This is a genomic window from Nocardiopsis nanhaiensis, from assembly GCF_054778635.1.
Genome location: NZ_BAAGZJ010000045.1, coordinates 43,617 through 60,050, shown reverse-complemented (window position 1 = coordinate 60,050; position 16,434 = coordinate 43,617). Strand labels below are relative to the sequence as shown.

The following is a 16,434-nucleotide window of genomic DNA, read 5'->3' as shown; positions in this document are numbered from 1 at the left end:
CCTCGCAAGCTCGGCAGCATCGCACAGCGGGGGCCCGCCCGGGTTTGGCTGTCGACTGAGAGATGCGCAGTGACAGTGCCGCTGGGGCGACGCGCAGCAGGGTATGTGTCCGCTGAACATGCCCTAGCTGTGGTCCTGATCGCCAGGGAACCGGTCGTCGGCCATGATGTGATGCGTCTGCCGCAGCACCGCGATCTGCGCCGGGTTGTACAGATCAGACATGGTCTGCGCCATGGTGAGGATCGCGTCCCGCTCCTTGCCGAGGGCGAAGGGGACAGGGTCCCGGGCTGAGGGGTACTCCTCATGAATGGAGCGGAGGACGAGCGCGAGGCGCTCCGCGAGATCGCGTACGGTGGCGTCGTCGGCGTCCTGGGGCAGACCGTTGAACTCGGCGTCCATCTCCTGATGGCTCTCGGACATGTCCCGCATGTCGTCGATGACCTCGTCGCCGAAGAGCTGGGACGAGACCATGATCATCGCCCGGTCCGCGCCGGACAGGGCCGACGCCACCGCCTCGAACCCCTGCGGGACGTCCGCCGACGCGTCATGGCGCAGGAGGTCCGCGAGTTCCGCGCGAATGGCCTGCTGCCGCTCGATCGAGGCGGCGAGCTCGGAGTCGAGTGTGCGCACCGTTTCGGCGAAACCGTCGTCCCGCCCGTCCAGCGTGGCGATCTGCGCCAGCGACATCCCGAGATCCCGCAGTCGCCTGATCTGCAGCAGCCTCACCAGGTGACGCGTCGCGTAGAGCTTGTAGCCGTTGAAGGCCCGCTCGGGCTCTTCGAGCAGGTTGATGGCGTGGTAGTGCCGGATGGTCTTGATGGTCGTGCCCGAGAGTTCGGCGAGTTCACGGGTGCTCCAAGCCATCAGAGGTGGCAGTACGTGCTCGGCATGACCTCATTCTCCGCGATCTGCCAGCGGAACGGCAACGTGGGCAACCGGTCGGCGCGGCCGCGCGGTAGGGACCCGGCGAACGCGGTGTGGGTGCGCGTTTGACTATGCCCTAGGGGCATCGTTTGGAATGCGGGTGTCCGGGACGTGCTGGGATACACCGACCTCGTCGTGGTACTCACCGTCCTCTCTCACGACCGACTCGAAGGTGTACGCACATGACCAACGTGGCTCACGGAACCCGGCCCCGTCGCATCGAGGCCGAGGAGTTCTTCGCCGATCCCGCCTTCACCCAACCGACTATCTCGCCGGACGGGACGCGGATGGCCTACCTCGCCCCGGCGTACGGACGACGCAACGTCTGGGTGCGCGGGATCTCGGAGGAGCACGACGCGGCCCTCTGCGTCACCCAGGACGCCAGGCGCGGCATCATGACGTACTTCTGGGCCGATGACCCGCGATGGTTGCTGTACCTGCAGGACACCGACGGCAACGAGGACTGGCACCTGTACCGGGTGGACCTCGAGGACCCGGGGGCGCCGGTCCTCGACCTCACCCCGTTGCCGCCCGGCTCCAGGGTGTTCACCGCCGAGTTGCTCCCTTCATGGCCGGGGAACGTGCTCGTGACGATGAACAAGCGGCCCGAGGCGCTTGACATGTTCCGGATCGACGTGGCCACGGGAGAGACGACCCTGTATCACGAGCAGTCTGAGCCCACGGAGAGCGTGCTGCTGGACCACGACGGCGAACCGGCGTTCTCCTCCCGCCTCACCGGGGACGGCACGATCGAGTTCTCGGCAATCGATCGCGTGTCGGGAGAGCACAGGCTGCTGAAGCGGATGGGGGGAGCCGAGTACCCGTTGGAGGTCCAACCGCAGTTGGTGACCCCGGACGGCGAGGGACTGGTCGTCGGTGCCTACCTCGACTCGGACGACCTGCAGCTGGTGCGCATCGATCGCGCGACCGGTTCGACGAGCGTCGTCGCCGCGCAGGAGGGTCGGAGTCTGGACACCATGGGCACCCTGGCCCCGGGTGTGCTGCCGCCGCCGGTGTTCACCCGTCGCCGCACCGGCGAGATCCTCGCCGCCCGGTTCGTGGGGCGGCGCCCGCGCATCGAGGTGCTCGACGAGCACTTCGCCGAGGTCTACGCGGAGCTGTCGGCGCTGTCTGACGGTGTCCTGGGCAGGCTGTCGTCGGACGACTCGGGGCAGCGGTGGATCGCCACCTTCGTCCATGACCGGGACCCCGCTGTCACCTGGTACTACGACCACGCCACCGGCCGGAGCCGCCGCCTGTTCCGGTCGTACCCGCACCTGGACCCCGCAGATCTGGCTCCGATGCGGGCGGTCGAGCTCGTCGCGCGCGACGGGCTGCCGCTGCACGGGTTTCTCACCCTTCCCGTCGGTCTGGCCCCAGAGAAGCTGCCGCTCGTGCTGGTCGTGCACGGAGGTCCGTGGACGCACGACACCTGGGGCTACAGCGCTCAGGCGCAGTTCCTGGCCAACCGCGGCTACGCGGTGCTGCAGGTGAACTTCCGAGGCTCCACCGGGTACGGTCGGCAGCACACGGTCGCCGGGATCGGCGAGTTCGCCGGTGCGATGCAGGACGACCTGCTCGACGCCGTCTCGTGGGCGATCGATCAGGGCTACGCCGATCCGGACCGGATCGGCATCTTGGGCGCCTCCTACGGGGGCTATGCGGTCTTGGTAGGCGTCACGTCCACCCCCGACCGCTTCGCGGCGGCTGTCGATCTCGTCGGGATCGCGGATCTGGCGAGTTTCATGCGCAGCCTGCCGCAGTACGCGCGTCCGTACCTGATGAACAATTGGTTCGCGTACGTGGGCGACCCCGACGACCCCGCCGAGGAGGCCGACATGCTGGCGCGGTCGCCGATCAGCCGGGTCGACAGGATCACCACGCCGTTGCTGGTCGCCCATGGCGCCAACGACGCCCGCGTCATGCGCTCCGAGTCCGACAGCATCGTCGACTCGCTGGGCGACCGCGGGGTCCCCGTCGGATACCTCGTCGCCGAAGACGAGGGACACGGCTTCTCCAACCCCGAGAACGAGATCCGCTTCCAACGCGCGGTCGAGGAGCACTTCGCCGAGCACCTGGGCGGCACCGCACGGGCGTCCGAGGAAAGGGGCAGCGCCGACTTCTGCGGATGATCTTCGTGACAGCGTGGAAACTATCCGTATTGGTCACCGTGGTCATGGCGGTGGTTGACTACTGCCCGTGCGCCACCCCTCGCCGTGGATGGGAAAGTGCCCCGGAACGCAGGGGACGCCAGGTGATGCCGTCGAAGCCGTGGGCGGCGTGGTGCAGGTGGGGGGAGGGCTTCGTCTCGGCTACACTGTCAAAGAACCTACCTTTGTGAATGCGGCCAAACTGGCACGAAATCAAACACTTCTCGTCCTCGTCAAAGCACTGTGCGTCCGTGGGGGAATCACCATAGGTCACTGATGGGAAACGATCGAGGAAATTCACGAGGCATGTGCGTTTGAGGTATCGCGCCAGCGGTGTTGCTTGCGCTAATGTTCCCTGTGTTTCCCGCTGTGTCGCGCGCGGGAGCCTCCACGTCTCGCCATGGAAGCCTTTGACCTGCTGTGTCATCGGCTTGGGTTGGTGTGGGCTCCTGAGGCGGCGTGGTCGGAACGCTCCAGGGTCAACGTTGACTAAGATCAGGACGAGAAACATGAGCGAAACGCTCGCGGGGGAATCGCAGGCCTTCTTCGGCCGGTGGCGCAAGTCCCATTACTCCTACGACATCGGGACCTGCTGTGAGGTGCTCAACCTGACGTCGGGAGAATCGTTTTTCCGGGACTCGGTACACCCCGAGGACGCGCAGCTGAAGTTCGACAATCTTGAGTGGACTACCTTTCTCGCGGTTTCCAAGGGAAGTCTCTGAGGATTCCTCACAGGGCTGCCAGTGGGAACACGTCACAGTCCTGTCGCGTGAACGAGGACATGGAAACAGTCAGAGGGTGTTCGGTGCTGTAGCGCCGGGCGAACACCTCGCGTAGGCTCGCCCATTCCTCGCTCACGTCTTCGCCTCCGGCACGTCGGCTGACCAGGTGGTTCCGGCGTGCCGCCAACAGGAACGGATGGTCGGCGGGCAGCTGGTGACGGCAGTCCGCCTCCGTCAGTGAATCCAGCTCGCGTGCCTCGTGGAACCGGTCCAAGTGGTACAGGTCGGTGGACACATTCAGCGCGGCGGAAAGACTGATGAAGGAGCCGGGCCCGTAGATCCGGAGCATCCGTTCCAGTCCTTCCTGGTCCAGCTTCAGCGCCTCGGTGTACCGGCCTGCGGCGCGCATGACTATGGCCATGCTGAGCCGGGCCGTCGCCGGGAACGGGTGTTCTATCGGGTAACGCTCGTCCACCGGACGCGCCAGCCGGTCCACCTCCAGGACCGCTTCCGCCATCCTGTCCGCAGCCACCAGGGTCACCATGTGGATGATTCGGCAGTACAGCACCTGCCGAACCGTTGACGGGTGTTTGCGCAGGTAAAGAGCTCGGGCGCGTTCGGACAACTCCAGGGCCCGTTCCGTGTCACCGAGCCTGCGGTGGACCACGGAGAGGATCATCATGGCCTGGAGGGCGTGCGGGCTGTCGGGTTCGGCGGCGACGGCGAAGCGCTCCATGCACTCCTCGATCCGTTCCCTCGCCTCGACCAGTCGGCCCAGCATGATCAGGTTCAGGCCGACGGACACGCCGGTGCGCAGGGTCTGGACGTTGTCGGCGCCCAGCAGGGACCGGCGTCCTTCCAGGGTGTGCAGGTCGAGGGCGAGCGCCTCCTCGAACCGGCCCTGCTCCTGGAGGTTCTGCCGGTAGTCGTGCGCGGCCTCCAGGGTCTGCGGGCCGGACTCGGTGTGCTGCCGGGTGCGGTGGTCCAGGATCCGCCGGAAGTTCCGGCCGGCCTCCTCGAACCGGGCCAGGCCGCTCAGAGCGATGGCGACCGCCCGGAGGGACTCCATGGAGGCGTCGCTGTCGGGCCCCTCCCGGTCCACTTGCTCTGCGTGGATCTCCTGGGCCTCGGCGAGCGCGCTCACGTACTCACCGTGGACACGCCGGATCTTGTTGCGCCGCAGCCGGGCGTGCAGGAGCAGATTGGGGTCGTCGGTCCAGGCGTTGGCCGCTTGGCCGGTGAGGCTGGTGGCACTGGTGTGGTTGCCGACCTCGGTGAGGAAGTCGATGACGTTGAGAATCGTGGCACGGACCTGCGGGTCCCGGCTGGACCAGGCCTGCGACGCCTTCACGTGCGCGTACAGCAGCAGGTACGTGGTGCGGTGTGCCGGGTCGGTGGGCCCCGACGGGTCGTTCTGGGCCAGAATCAGGTGGGCCATGTTGCGGTAGCGCGCCCGCTCCTCCAGGGACAGCGAGTCGCGGACCACGGCCTGGAACAGTTCGTGCAGCTGGAAGGTGTCCCGCTCGTGGTCGAAGTAGGCCAGGTCGTGCCGGTTCATGTACTCCAGGACCCGCCCGAGCCGGTCATCGTCGCCCAAGGGGTGCGGCCGTTCCGGGGCGGGATCCGGCCCGTGCGTCCGGGAGAACAGGGTGCGGGGGAGCGGCCTCGGTGCGAAGAAGGCGCAGAGCCGGATGAGCTCCAGCACCATGGGACCGGTCTCGCGCTCGTCGGCGCCCTTCGCCAGGTGCTCGGACTGGATACCCCAGGCCACCCGCAGCGGGGCGGTGTGGTCGTCGTCCGCCCCCATGTACCAGACGATCTCGTCGTAGCGCTCCTGGAAGAGCTCCAGGTAGTCGTGGGTGGACATGCTGGACTCCCGGAGGAACGCACCGACCTGGCCGAGCACGAGGGGAAGGTGCTCGAGCAGTTCGGCGAGGTGTTCCCCGTGGCCCGGCGTGCTCAGCCGCTCGGGGCACACCCTGCGCAGCAGGGACAGGCTCTCGGCGTTGGTCAGCCGGGGGACGACCTGCCCGTCGAACCTGCGGCCGGTCGGGTTCCGGGGCTGCCACCGGTGGTCCCGGGAGGTGACGAGGATGCGTCCCCCGCCGTCGGGGAAGTAGTCGACGGCCAGGGTCTCCACGTCCGCGACGTCGTCGAAGACCAGCAGCCAGTTGCCGAGCGCGGGGTCTTCGGCGAGCGCCCGGCACACGGTGTGGACTGTGCGGGGAACGTGTTCGTAGGAGACCGGCAGCCCTATGTGCTCCGCCAGGCGAAGGTAGGCGCGGTGCGTGTCGATGTCGGTGGCCGCGGGGATCCACCAGATGAGGTCGTAGTGCCCGGCGTAGCGGTGCGCGTACTCCGCGGCGATGTGGCTCTTGCCGACACCGCTTCCGCCGCCGATCAGGAAGCGGGATCCGGCACGGGAGCCGAGGACGTCGTGAATCTGTTCCAGGATGACCTCGCGCCCGGTGAAGTTCGGGTTGGCGCGGGGAACCCCGCCGATCACCGGAAGGCGTGCTGGGTCCCTCCGGAGGGGACGGCTGGCTCCGGTCGTCATCGGTCCACCAGCTTTCTCGTGTGGCGGTGAGGTTGGACCCGGGTCCGCGGGCCCTGACGGAAGACCGTTTACCTGAGACTCTCGGACGGTCGTGAGCTGCGCACGGTGGAGTGGACGGCCGGGCGGGGCCGCGGGGAGGAGCCGCCGCTGCTCAGGGCGGGTGCCTGCCGCAGGTGTGCTGCGGGCGGAGACCGGCGGTGCGGGGGCGTGCGGGAACCTCGCGCGGGATCCGACGGCCGCGCGGTGGGAAGAGCGGGCGCGAGCGCCGCGGCACCGGTGCGTTCATGGTGTTGTTCCCATGCCTCGGGTGTCCTTCCCCAGGGGAGGGAGGATCGAGTTTTCCGCGGGCGGCGCACGGGGCCGACTACGGGTGTTTTAAGGCTAGGTTCTGCCGCCGCGCCGTGTCGATAGTCGTCCACTGCCTGTGGAGACACGGATACGCGACCGTTGCCGAAGTGCGTGCCAGGTGGGGAGGAAATGGTCCCTGTGGCTGGTGGGGAGTCCGGGACTCAGTCCTCGGCCGGTTCCGGACGGTCCGGCTCGTAGTTGCGCGTCATCATCGAGTTGCACTTCGTGCACAGGTGTCGGGCCGACCCGGGTGACGAGGGCCGCCAGTCGTGTTCCCCGCGGGGACAGATCCCCGAAGGTCCGATGCTGCGGGCTCCGATGGCGGCGGGCTGAGCGTCCATGCGGCAACGGTAGCCGTCGGCACCCCGTCCCCACCACCCGCGGGCCCACCGCCCACTGGCCCGCCGTTCCGAAACAGCCCGAAACGGAGGATCGGACTTTTCCCGGCGAGTCGGCCGAACACGCCCTAAGCTGGCCCCGTGGTTTCAGCCAGCGACCCCGCGGCCGAGGCGGTCTTCCGTCCGGTCCGGGCGGGCAACGCCCTGGAGGTGACGGTCGAGCGCCTGATGTGCGCCATCAGGCTCGGTGTCGTCCCTGCGGGCGCCCGCTTCCCGGCCGAACGCGACCTGGCCCGCCGCCTGGGCGTCAGCCGTATCACCCTGCGCGAGGCGATCCGTGTCCTGCAGCGCCGGGGCTACGTCGTATCCCGGCGCGGCCGCCGCGGCGGCACCTTCGTCTCCGACGTCCCGCAACGCCCCACGCCCGAGGAGGCGCGGCGCGATCTCACCGCCAACGGGACAGCCCTCGAGGACCTGCTCGCCTACCGGCGCGGTCTGGAGACGGGAGCGGTGGTCCGACTGGCCGAGACCGGACTCACCGGTGAGCAGGAGGCCCTGCTGGGCCAGCGCGTGGACACGGCCGCCGACGCCTGTCCCGCCGACTACCGGCGCTGCGACACCGTCCTGCACATCACCTTGGCCCAGCTGACGGGGTCGGCGCAGATGGCCGCCGCCCTCACGGACGTGCGGATGCGGATCAACCGGCTCATGGACGCCGTACCCCTGCCCGAAGTCGGATTCGGGGCGAGTAACGCGCAGCACCGGGAGATCGTCCGGGCGGTCCGGGAACGCGACCCCGAGGCGGCACGGCACGCCCTGGGCGCACACCTGGCCGCCGCGGAGGGCCGGCTGAGGCTCCTGATCGGCTGACCCCGCCGACTGGCTCGGCCGTTCGGCGAGCGCAGCCCTCGGGGAGTGGCAGTCACCCGGTATGTGGGGCGGCCATCCGATCACGGGACCCCGCGTATGTCCGATCTGACAAACGGTGATCTCCTGCGATGGCCAAGCGAACAATCATGCCTGGTCAAAGAATCGGTAAGGTCTCGAACCGGTGTTGTTCCGCACACAGGGCATTGTGGTCGGGGCTACTTGCGGTGATGATCTCGAACAAATGCCGTCGAACGCGCGTATGGGTACATGCCGCGCGTGACATCAGGAAGGAGGGAGACGGGTGAACGATTCCTTGATCGCGTCAGTCGCCACCTTCGGCGTATACCTGGCCGCCATGGTGGCCATCGGCCTCTGGGCCTATCGGCGGACCGCCTCGCAGGCCGACTTCGTACTCGGCGGGCGGCAGCTCAACAGCTGGGTCGCCGGACTGAGCGCCAACGCCAGTGACTTCAGCGGGTGGCTGCTTCTCGGCCTGCCGGGCGCCATCTACGTCTCCGGTCTGGGCGAGGCCTGGATCGCCGTCGGTCTGGCTGCGGGTTTCGCGGGCAGCTGGATACTCATCGCCCCGCGTCTTCGCGTCTACACCGAGCGGGTGACCGACTCCCGCTCCGGCGGCGAGTCCGACTCGTTGACGCTGTCCTCCTTCCTCGAGAACCGCTTCAACGACGGAACCCGCTCCCTGCGCGCGGTCTCAGCTGTTCTCATCATCGTCTTCTACTTCTTCTACGTCGCGTCCGGTCTCGTCGCGATGGCGCACCTCTTCGACCAGGTCTTCGACCTGGACCCGGCCCCCGCCATCCTCCTCGGCGTGGGCATCGTCGTGGTCTACACGGTCCTCGGCGGGTTCCTCGCGGTCTCCTACACGGATGTGCTCCAGGCCGTCATGATGTGGGCCGCCCTACTGGTCGTCCCGGTCATGGCCATCATCCTGCTCGGTGGCTTCGGCGGAGTGACCGAGGAGATTACGGCGAAGGGCGAAGGACTGCTGTCCGCCTTGGGGGGCACGTCCTTGGACGGCGACGCCGGGGCCTGGCTCTCCACCGAAACCATCGGCTGGGTCGTCGTCGTCTCCGGTCTGGCATGGGGCTTCGGTTACTTCGGGCAGCCGCACATCCTCGCCCGGTTCATGGGTATCCGGTCGGTGAAGGACATCCCCAAAGCGGGGGTCATCAGTGTCGCCTGGGCCGTCACCGCGATGTCCCTGGCAGTCCTGGTCGGCTTCGTCGGCATCGCCTACTTCGACACTCCGCTCAGTGACCCGGAGCAGGTCTTCCCACGCCTGATCGAGGCACTCACCCATCCGCTCGTCGCCGGCCTCCTCCTGGCCGCCATCCTCGCCGCGGTGATGAGCACGGCCGACTCCCAGTTGTTGGTCGCCGCCTCGGCGCTCACGGAGGACGGCTACAAGGCCTTCGTGAACAAGGACGCGTCGCCCCAGTTCCTGCTCTGGATCAGCCGTGGCACCGTGATCGCCGTGGCCGCTGTCGCGGCCGGTGTAGCCCTCTGGGGAGAGCAGTCGGTCATGGATCTGGTCGGCTACGCCTGGGCGGGCTTCGGCGCGGGCTTCGGCCCCATCCTGCTGCTGGCGCTGTTCTGGAAGCGTATGACCTGGGTCGGTGCACTCGCGGGCATGGTCGTCGGCGGTGCCACCGCCATCATCTGGGACATCGTCGACTCCGCTTATCTTGAGACGGGCCTGTTCGCCATGGTCCCCGCGGTCGTCCTCAGCTTCGCCGCGATCTTCGCCCTCAACGGCCTGGGCAGGGTCAGCTCCCGGATGGAGCAGGACTTCGACCGCATGGAGGCCGAGGTCAAGGCCGGTGGCCGGGACGAGGAGGCCAACCCCGCGACCTGACCCCCGCGCCGAGAAGGGCACCTGGCCCACCTCGGTAGCGGACCACAGGCCCTGTAACGAACGGCTTCCGGGCCCGTGTCGCGTGCGGCACGGGCCGTTCGCGCTCTGGCGCCGGCACTGCCCCGAACGGTAGAACGGTGACATGTCGTCACTGACGGAACACCCGGCAGCCTGGACCCGTACCGACGTCCCCGAAGGGTTGGGGCTCGGCACGCTGCTTCCCGAGCCCGGCGGCCACAGGCTGGAGGCGGGGGAGACCGTGGTGGTGGGGGAGGAACGCTTCTTCACGCGCTTCACCGTCCGCACGGACCTGGCGTGGACGACCCGGAAGGTCCGCGCCGAGGTGCTCTCCGCTTCAGGGCTGGAGTCGGTCACCCTTCAGGCCAGGGGCGGCCACTGGTCCGACGCGGACGGCCGGCCCCTGGCCGAGCTGGTCGGCTGCCTCGACGTCGACGTCGCCGCCACCCCCCTCACGAACACCCTCCCGATCCGCCGCCTCGGGTTGCGGCCCGGTGAGTACCGGGACATCGCGGTGGCGTGGATCGACATCCCCTCCCTGCGGATCCGCCGCGTCCGCCAGCGGTACACCCGGCACCCCGCCGAGGGCGGACTGGAGCGCTACACCTACCGGGACCCCCTCCACGGTGAGTACCGGATGTCCGTGGACGGCGAGGGGCTCGTGGTGGACTACGAACGGTTCGCCCGGCGCCTGCGCCCGGACGCCTGACCCCGCTGCCCGCCCCTACGCGCACTCCGCCGGGCTCCTCCGTGCCCGCTCCGATCCGGGTAGTCTGGCGCCCTCCCGCGTAGGTCGAAAACGGGGGAGCCGGAACCATAGGCAGGGAGCGCACGTGACCGAGACCGAGCTCAGCCAGGAGCGCCGCGAGATCATCCGCGACCTCGAAGTCCCTGAGTACTTCGACATCGGATCCGAGATCGAGCGCCGCGTAGCGTTCCTTGCCGAGAGACTCACCACCACCGGTGCCCGTGCCCTGGTCCTGGGAGTCAGCGGCGGTGTGGACTCGCTCACAGCCGGTCGGCTGTGCCGCCTCGCCGTCGACCGGGCCCGCGCGTCCGGGCACGACGCCGAATTCGTTGCCATGCGCCTGCCCTACGGGGCGCAGAAGGACGAGGAGGACGCGGCCCGGTCCGTGGAGTTCACCGCCCCCGACCGCTGCCTGACCGTGGACGTCCGTGCGGCCACCGACGCCATGGCCGCCTCGCTCACGGCCTCGGGCATGACCTACACCGACGCCGCCGCGGAGGACTTCGTGGTCGGCAACGTCAAGGCCCGGCAGCGGATGATCGCCCAGTACGCGGTCGCGGGCGGGCTCCGCGGCCTCGTTGTCGGTACCGACCACGCCGCTGAGGCGGCCACCGGCTTCTTCACCAAGTACGGTGACGGCGGGGCCGATCTGGTGCCGCTGACCGGTCTGACCAAGCGCCGGGTGCGCGCGATCGCCGCTGAGGCGGGTGCACCGGACGCCCTGGTGAACAAGGTGCCGACGGCCGATCTCGAGTCGCTCACACCGCAGAAGCCCGACGAGGAGGCCCTGGGGCTCACCTATGATCAGATCGACGACTTCCTGGAGGGCCTCGAGGTCTCCGACCACGTGGCCCGGATCCTCGTCGACCGCTACCGCGCGACAGCACACAAGCGCGCACTCCCCACCGCTCCCTGACACCCACCAGGGCTTCGGTACCCCTCCATCCGCCCGCTTCCAGCAGGGAACGGTAGTGCTGGCACCACCTTCCACGGTTGGGCAGGCCGTCGGGCTGAGAGGGGCCCCAACGCCATAGCCGCCGCCCCGCCGGCGCGCCTAAGGTCGTTACCAACGACGCGTCACCGTCTCAGGATTCGCACCGGCAGGAGCCCGCATCAAGGGGCCCGCGCCGGGACGTGACGACACCCCCTGATTCCCGGTCGAACCGCGGCACCGCCATGTGCCAAGTGGACCCTGAGATTCGGGAAAGACCAAGGAGCGACCACGATGACACTGACCATCGGGCCGGACGGCGCGGCGAAGCGCTCGGGCGGCGTCACCCGCGCCACCGCACCGGTACGCGCCGTGTCCCTGCCCCAACCGGGCGCGGGGCGTGACCGCTTCCTCGACGTGCTGCGCCTGTTCGTCATGGTCCTGGTGGTCGTCCAGCACTGGTGGCTTCCGGTGCTGAGCGTGCAGTCCGAGGGAGACCTCGCGGCGAGCAGCGTCCTGAGCACACCGGGCGGCTTCGCTCTCACCTGGGTCTCGCAGGTGATGCCGCTGATCTTCTTCGTGGGCGGCGCGGCCAACCTGATCAGCTGGCGCGCGGCGTCGGCCCGGGGCGGGACAGCCACGGTCTGGTGGGCCAAGCGGCTCCGGCGGCTGGCTTGGCCGGTGGTGCCCCTGGCGGTGGTGTGGATCGTGGCCTGCCACCTGATGGCGCTGGGCGGCGCACCCGAGCAGCCCGTGCTGGTCGGCGCGGGTGCCGCGGGCATGGTGCTGTGGTTCCTTGCCGTCTACGTACTGCTGGTCGTGGCGACGCCGGTGCTGGTGGCCGCGCAGGACCGGTTCGGCTGGTGGGTTCCGGTCGGCCTGCTCGCCGGTGCCGTGGTCGTCGACCTGGCCAGGTTCGGGTTCGGTGTGGAGGCGTTCGGCTACCTGAACGTGGCCTTCGTCTGGCTGGCCGTGCACCAGCTGGGCTTCCGCTACGCGACGGGTGAGATCCGCGGTACCCACGCGCTGTGGATGGTCGGCGTCGGCGCGGTCACCGCCGTGGCCCTGGTCACGGCGGGCCCCTACTCGGTCAACATGACCGGCGTCTTCGCCGCCGAGACCTCGAACGTGTCCCCGCCGACCCTGGTGCTGGCGGCGCTGGGCGCCGTGCAGGTCGGCATCGCGATGCTGCTGCGTGACCGGATCGCCGCGTGGTCGGATCGCCCAAGCCCGGCGAGGATGCTGGACCGGGTCTCCCCGCAGCTGATGACGGTGTACCTCTGGCACATGCTGCCGATCAGCGTGGTCGCCGGTGCCCTGCTGTACGGGTTGGGTATCTACACCCCCGAGCCGATGACCGGCCTGTGGCTGCTGTGGGGCGTGCTCGGAGTGGCGGTCCTGCTCCCGTTGATCGTGCCCCTGGCCCACTGGGCCGTGCGTTTCGAGGACCCGCCGAAGGTCCTGAAGGGCGACCCGGGAATGCTGCGCGTGCTGGCCGCGGCCGCGCTGATCGGTGGCGGGCTGCTGGTCCTGACCGTGGCCGGGCTCGGTTTCGGCCCGGCGCCGGTCCTGGGCCTGGGGGCGGTGGTGTCGGGGCTGCTGCTCACCTCGGCCCCGCGCCCCTCCGCCCGGTCCAGGGCGGCCGTGCTCGTGGCCGACCGGGGCTGACCGCGGGGCTCGAGGCGCGGGCCCCGCGGTTGGGGCGAGCCTTTCCAACGGCCCATGATGACCGGGCGGTGAACGGCGGGTAGACCGGAAGAATGGACCCAAGAAGCATCGCTTTCGACCGGCGGGGCAGCGGCCGAACGGCCGTCCTCCTGCACGGGCTCGGTGACCGTCGGCAGTGCTGGCGTGCCGTGGTGCCCCGGCTGGCCGACGAATACGAGGTCGTCACCCTGGACCTGCCCGGGTTCGGGGCGTCGCCGGCCCCGGACCGCGAAGAGCCTTACGACGTGCACAGCCTCGTGCGGGTGGTCAGGGAGTTCTGCGCGTTCCACGGGTTCGAGCGCCCGCATCTCGTAGGTAACTCCCTGGGCGGCTCTATCGCCCTGGAACTCGGGGCGCAAGGCCTGGCCGGTTCGGTGACGGTGTTCTCCCCGGCCGGCTTCTCCGACAAGGTCGGGCGATGGGGGATCCGCGCGGTGGGTATGGCGGCCAACTTGGCCACGCGCGTCCCGATGCCGGTCAAGGAGCGGATCGCCGACACACCGCCGGCGCGGGCCGCGGCCCGGATCGCTCTGCGCGGGAACCCTTCCTCCCCCGAGGCCAAGGCCGCGCGGTTCAGCGTTCGGGAACTCGACCCAGGAGCACCCTTCGTGCGCCTGGTGTCGAAGGTCGCGGACTACGACTTCGCCCCGCGCCCGATCTCCTGCCCGGTCACGATCGCGTGGGGCGACCGCGACCGGACCCTCCTTCCGTCCAGCGCCGTCCACGCGCACCAGCGGGTGCCCAACGCGCGCATGGTGTCGCTCCTCGGTTCCGGACACATCCCGATGGCCGACGATCCGGGCACGGTCGCCGAGCACATCCGGTGGACCTGCCGCGCCGCCGACCGGGCGCCGCGCGTCACCGACGCGCTCGGCTCCGTCCCTCAGGAGGGGTGAGAGCCCGTCCGAGGCGACCGGTGGCACGGCTCACCCGAAGCCGCCGTCGGTGCTGATCACCTGTCCGGTGACCCAGCGGGCCTCGTCGGTGGCCAGCCAGGACAGGAGCCGGGCGGGGTCGTCGGTCTCACCCACGCGGCCGAGCATGAACATGGGGACCACGCGGTTCATGAGCTCCTCGTCGATGTACCCGGTCTGTACCGGGCCGGGGTTGACCGCGTTGACGGTGATGCCTTTCGGTCCCAGCTCGGCCGCGATGGTCGGGGTGATCTGGGCTAGTACCGCCTTGGCGGAGGCGTAGGCGACCTCGCCGGGCATGGGCCCGTTCATCTGTCCCGAGGTCAGGAAGAGCACCCGGCCGCCGGGGCGGCTGTCGTGCCGTTCGGCGAATGCCTTGGCCAGCAGGATCGGCGCGCGGGCGTCGACGGCCCAGTGCCCGTCCAGCATCTCGGGAGTGACCTCCGCCAGGGCGGCGTCGCCGCCGTTGCGGGCGTGGTTGGCGACCAGGATGTCCAGGTGGCCGAACTCGTCGACGGCGGCGGAAACGACCCGTTCCGGTTCTTCGGGGTCGGCCAGGTCGGCGCTGAGGTGGGCCACGCGCGCCTCCGGGGCACCGAGCGCCTCCCGCACCCCCTCGAGCACCCCGTCCAAGCCGTCGCTGCCCCAGGGCTGCTCGGCGTCGTGCGGCCGGTAGTGGTGGACCACCACGGAGGCCCCGTAGGCGGCGAGGCGTCGTGCTGTCGCGTAGCCGATCCCGCCTCGGCGGCTGGCCCCGGTGACGAGCGCGGTCCGGCCCCGCAGCGGCAGGGGGTCGCGGGCCAGCTCCTCGGGACTTCCCCCATTGGTGCCGGGGTGGCTCATGTCGATCGGCCTCTCGTGTCGGCCCCGGTTTCCAGCGGGGACGGGGTGGTTGAACGGGCTAGACGATGCCAGGAGGGTGTGGGGCGCGCACGTGGTTTTCCCTGCGCGGGGTGTCGGCAGGGGGCGGTGACGGAGAGCGCCGCGCGGTCTTTCCCGGGGTGGAGGGTGCGGGATAACGTTACGCGCGGAACAACTCCCCGAGGAGGCACTGGTTTGATCCCATCGACACATCCGGTTCCGGGCGACCCCGCGTGGCTGAAAGCGGAGGAGCGGCGCCTGGTGGACTTCGCCGCTGGTTCCGTCGTCCCCGACGGCTTCGCCTGGCTGGACGCCAAGGGCGGTGTGGAGACCGGCCGCACGACGGAGACCTGGATCACCGCGCGTATGACGCACGTGTTCTCCCTGGCGCACCTGCGCGGTGACGGGGGCGCCGGGGCCCTCGCCGACCACGGTCTGGCTGCCCTTTCCGGGCCGCTGCGCGACGCCGACCGGGGCGGATGGTTCGACGAGGTGCCAGAGGGAGGTAAGGCGACCGCTCTACGGGAGCGCTCCCAAAGGCTGCCGGACAAGTCCGCCTACCCGCATTCGTTCGTGGTCCTCGCCGCCTCCAGCGCCTCCCTCGCCGATAGGCCCGGTGCCCGGGAACTCCTCGATGAGGCCTTGGGCGTGGTCGAAGAGCGGTTCTGGGAGCGTTCGGCGGCCTGCGTCCGGGAGAGCTGGGACGCCGACTGGACCGTGACCGAGCCCTACCGGGGGGCCAACAGCGCCATGCACTGCGTGGAGGCCTTCCTCGCTGCGGCCGACGCCACCGGCGACACCCTCTGGACCCGCCGGGCCCTGGACATCACCGAACGCCTGATCCACGGGGTGGCCGCAGCCCACGACTGGCGCCTGCCGGAGCACTTCACCCCGGAGTGGGAGCCCGTCCCGGACTACAACAGGGAACGGCCGGACCACCCCTTCCGGCCCTTCGGCAGCACCACCGGCCACCTCCTGGAGTGGGCTCGGCTCCTGGTCCACCTCGAACTCGCCTTGGAACGTGCCGGGGAACAGGCGCCCGCCTGGCTGCTCACCGACGCCGAGCTCCTCTTCGCCAACGCCGTCCGCCGCGGCTGGCACGCCGACGGGGCCGAAGGGTTCGTCTACACCCTGGACTGGGAGGACCGGCCGGTCGTCCGCCAGCGCATGCACTGGGTCTCCGCCGAGGCCACTATGGCCGCGTGGACGCTGGCCCGGCGTACCGGGAACGGCGCCTACACGGAGCACTACGACCGATGGTGGTCCTACGCGGACCGGTTCCACGTGGACCGGGAACTCGGTAGCTGGCGCCACGAACTCGCCCCGGACAACAGCCCTTCGGGGGCGGTGTGGTCGGGCAAGCCGGACGTCTACCACGCTTACCAGGCCACGCTCCTGCCCCAGGTCGGGTTCTCGACCTCGATCGCGGCCCCCCTGCTGCCCGCGTCCCAGACCGGAGGAACGAAGTGA

Annotated in this window: 13 protein-coding genes; 9 read left to right on the top strand and 4 right to left on the bottom strand. The window is 69.7% G+C overall.

Going from position 1 to position 16,434, the window contains the following annotated elements; all coding sequences use genetic code 11:
* Nucleotides 1-123: 123 nt before the first annotated feature.
* Entirely contained in the window at nt 124-864 is a 741-nt protein-coding gene (locus ACYVD1_RS20960; protein ID WP_460775473.1) for a helix-turn-helix domain-containing protein, read from the bottom strand.
* Nucleotides 865-1,106: 242 nt separating this feature from the next.
* Here ACYVD1_RS20960 and ACYVD1_RS20955 point away from each other — a divergent pair, with 242 nt between their 5' ends.
* Both ACYVD1_RS20955 and ACYVD1_RS20950 read left to right on the top strand, forming a co-directional pair.
* The gene (locus ACYVD1_RS20955; RefSeq protein ID WP_460775470.1) at nt 1,107-3,056 is read left to right on the top strand and encodes a S9 family peptidase; all 1,950 of its coding nucleotides are present in this window, start codon (nt 1,107-1,109) and stop codon (nt 3,054-3,056) included.
* 527 nt (nt 3,057-3,583) lie between these two features.
* Complete coding sequence (locus tag ACYVD1_RS20950; protein ID WP_460775466.1) at nt 3,584-3,796, top strand: DUF397 domain-containing protein; 213 nt, start codon at nt 3,584-3,586, stop codon at nt 3,794-3,796.
* A 7-nt stretch (nt 3,797-3,803) separates the two neighbouring features.
* Here ACYVD1_RS20950 and fxsT read toward each other — a convergent pair whose 3' ends face one another.
* Both fxsT and ACYVD1_RS20940 read right to left on the bottom strand, forming a co-directional pair.
* The gene (gene fxsT, locus ACYVD1_RS20945; protein WP_460775463.1) at nt 3,804-6,353 is read right to left on the bottom strand and encodes an FxSxx-COOH system tetratricopeptide repeat protein; all 2,550 of its coding nucleotides are present in this window, start codon (nt 6,351-6,353) and stop codon (nt 3,804-3,806) included.
* Between the two features lie 509 nt (nt 6,354-6,862).
* Nucleotides 6,863-7,042, bottom strand: coding sequence for a hypothetical protein (locus ACYVD1_RS20940; RefSeq protein WP_460753067.1), 180 nt, complete (start codon nt 7,040-7,042; stop codon nt 6,863-6,865).
* A 138-nt stretch (nt 7,043-7,180) separates the two neighbouring features.
* Between ACYVD1_RS20940 and ACYVD1_RS20935 the strand changes: the two genes are divergently transcribed.
* The 6 genes from ACYVD1_RS20935 to ACYVD1_RS20910 all read left to right on the top strand — a co-directional run bounded on the left by ACYVD1_RS20935 (nt 7,181) and on the right by ACYVD1_RS20910 (nt 14,085).
* Nucleotides 7,181-7,909, top strand: a complete 729-nt coding sequence (locus tag ACYVD1_RS20935; RefSeq protein ID WP_460775459.1) for a FadR/GntR family transcriptional regulator — start codon at nt 7,181-7,183, stop codon at nt 7,907-7,909.
* A gap of 301 nt (nt 7,910-8,210) precedes the next feature.
* A complete protein-coding gene (putP, locus tag ACYVD1_RS20930) occupies nt 8,211-9,785 on the top strand; it encodes a sodium/proline symporter PutP (RefSeq protein ID WP_460775455.1) in 1,575 nt (524 codons plus the stop codon).
* Nucleotides 9,786-9,927: 142 nt separating this feature from the next.
* Nucleotides 9,928-10,512 (top strand): putative glycolipid-binding domain-containing protein, encoded by a 585-nt coding sequence (locus tag ACYVD1_RS20925; protein ID WP_460775452.1) that lies wholly within the window; start codon nt 9,928-9,930, stop codon nt 10,510-10,512.
* Between the two features lie 124 nt (nt 10,513-10,636).
* Nucleotides 10,637-11,467 (top strand): ammonia-dependent NAD(+) synthetase, encoded by an 831-nt coding sequence (gene nadE, locus ACYVD1_RS20920; protein WP_460775449.1) that lies wholly within the window; start codon nt 10,637-10,639, stop codon nt 11,465-11,467.
* Between the two features lie 309 nt (nt 11,468-11,776).
* Nucleotides 11,777-13,150 carry an acyltransferase family protein gene (locus ACYVD1_RS20915; RefSeq protein WP_460775445.1) on the top strand — a complete coding sequence of 458 codons (1,374 nt, stop codon included), beginning with the start codon at nt 11,777-11,779 and terminating at the stop codon, nt 13,148-13,150.
* Nucleotides 13,151-13,242: 92 nt separating this feature from the next.
* Nucleotides 13,243-14,085 (top strand): alpha/beta fold hydrolase, encoded by an 843-nt coding sequence (locus ACYVD1_RS20910; RefSeq protein ID WP_460775442.1) that lies wholly within the window; start codon nt 13,243-13,245, stop codon nt 14,083-14,085.
* Between the two features lie 30 nt (nt 14,086-14,115).
* Here the strand turns inward: ACYVD1_RS20910 and ACYVD1_RS20905 are convergent, their stop codons facing one another.
* Nucleotides 14,116-14,946, bottom strand: a complete 831-nt coding sequence (locus tag ACYVD1_RS20905; RefSeq protein ID WP_460775440.1) for an SDR family oxidoreductase — start codon at nt 14,944-14,946, stop codon at nt 14,116-14,118.
* A 213-nt stretch (nt 14,947-15,159) separates the two neighbouring features.
* On the opposite strand from ACYVD1_RS20905, the gene ACYVD1_RS20900 reads away from it, so the two are divergent.
* On the top strand, nt 15,160-16,434 hold the full coding sequence (locus ACYVD1_RS20900) for an AGE family epimerase/isomerase (RefSeq protein WP_460775437.1): 1,275 nt from the start codon (nt 15,160-15,162) through the stop codon (nt 16,432-16,434).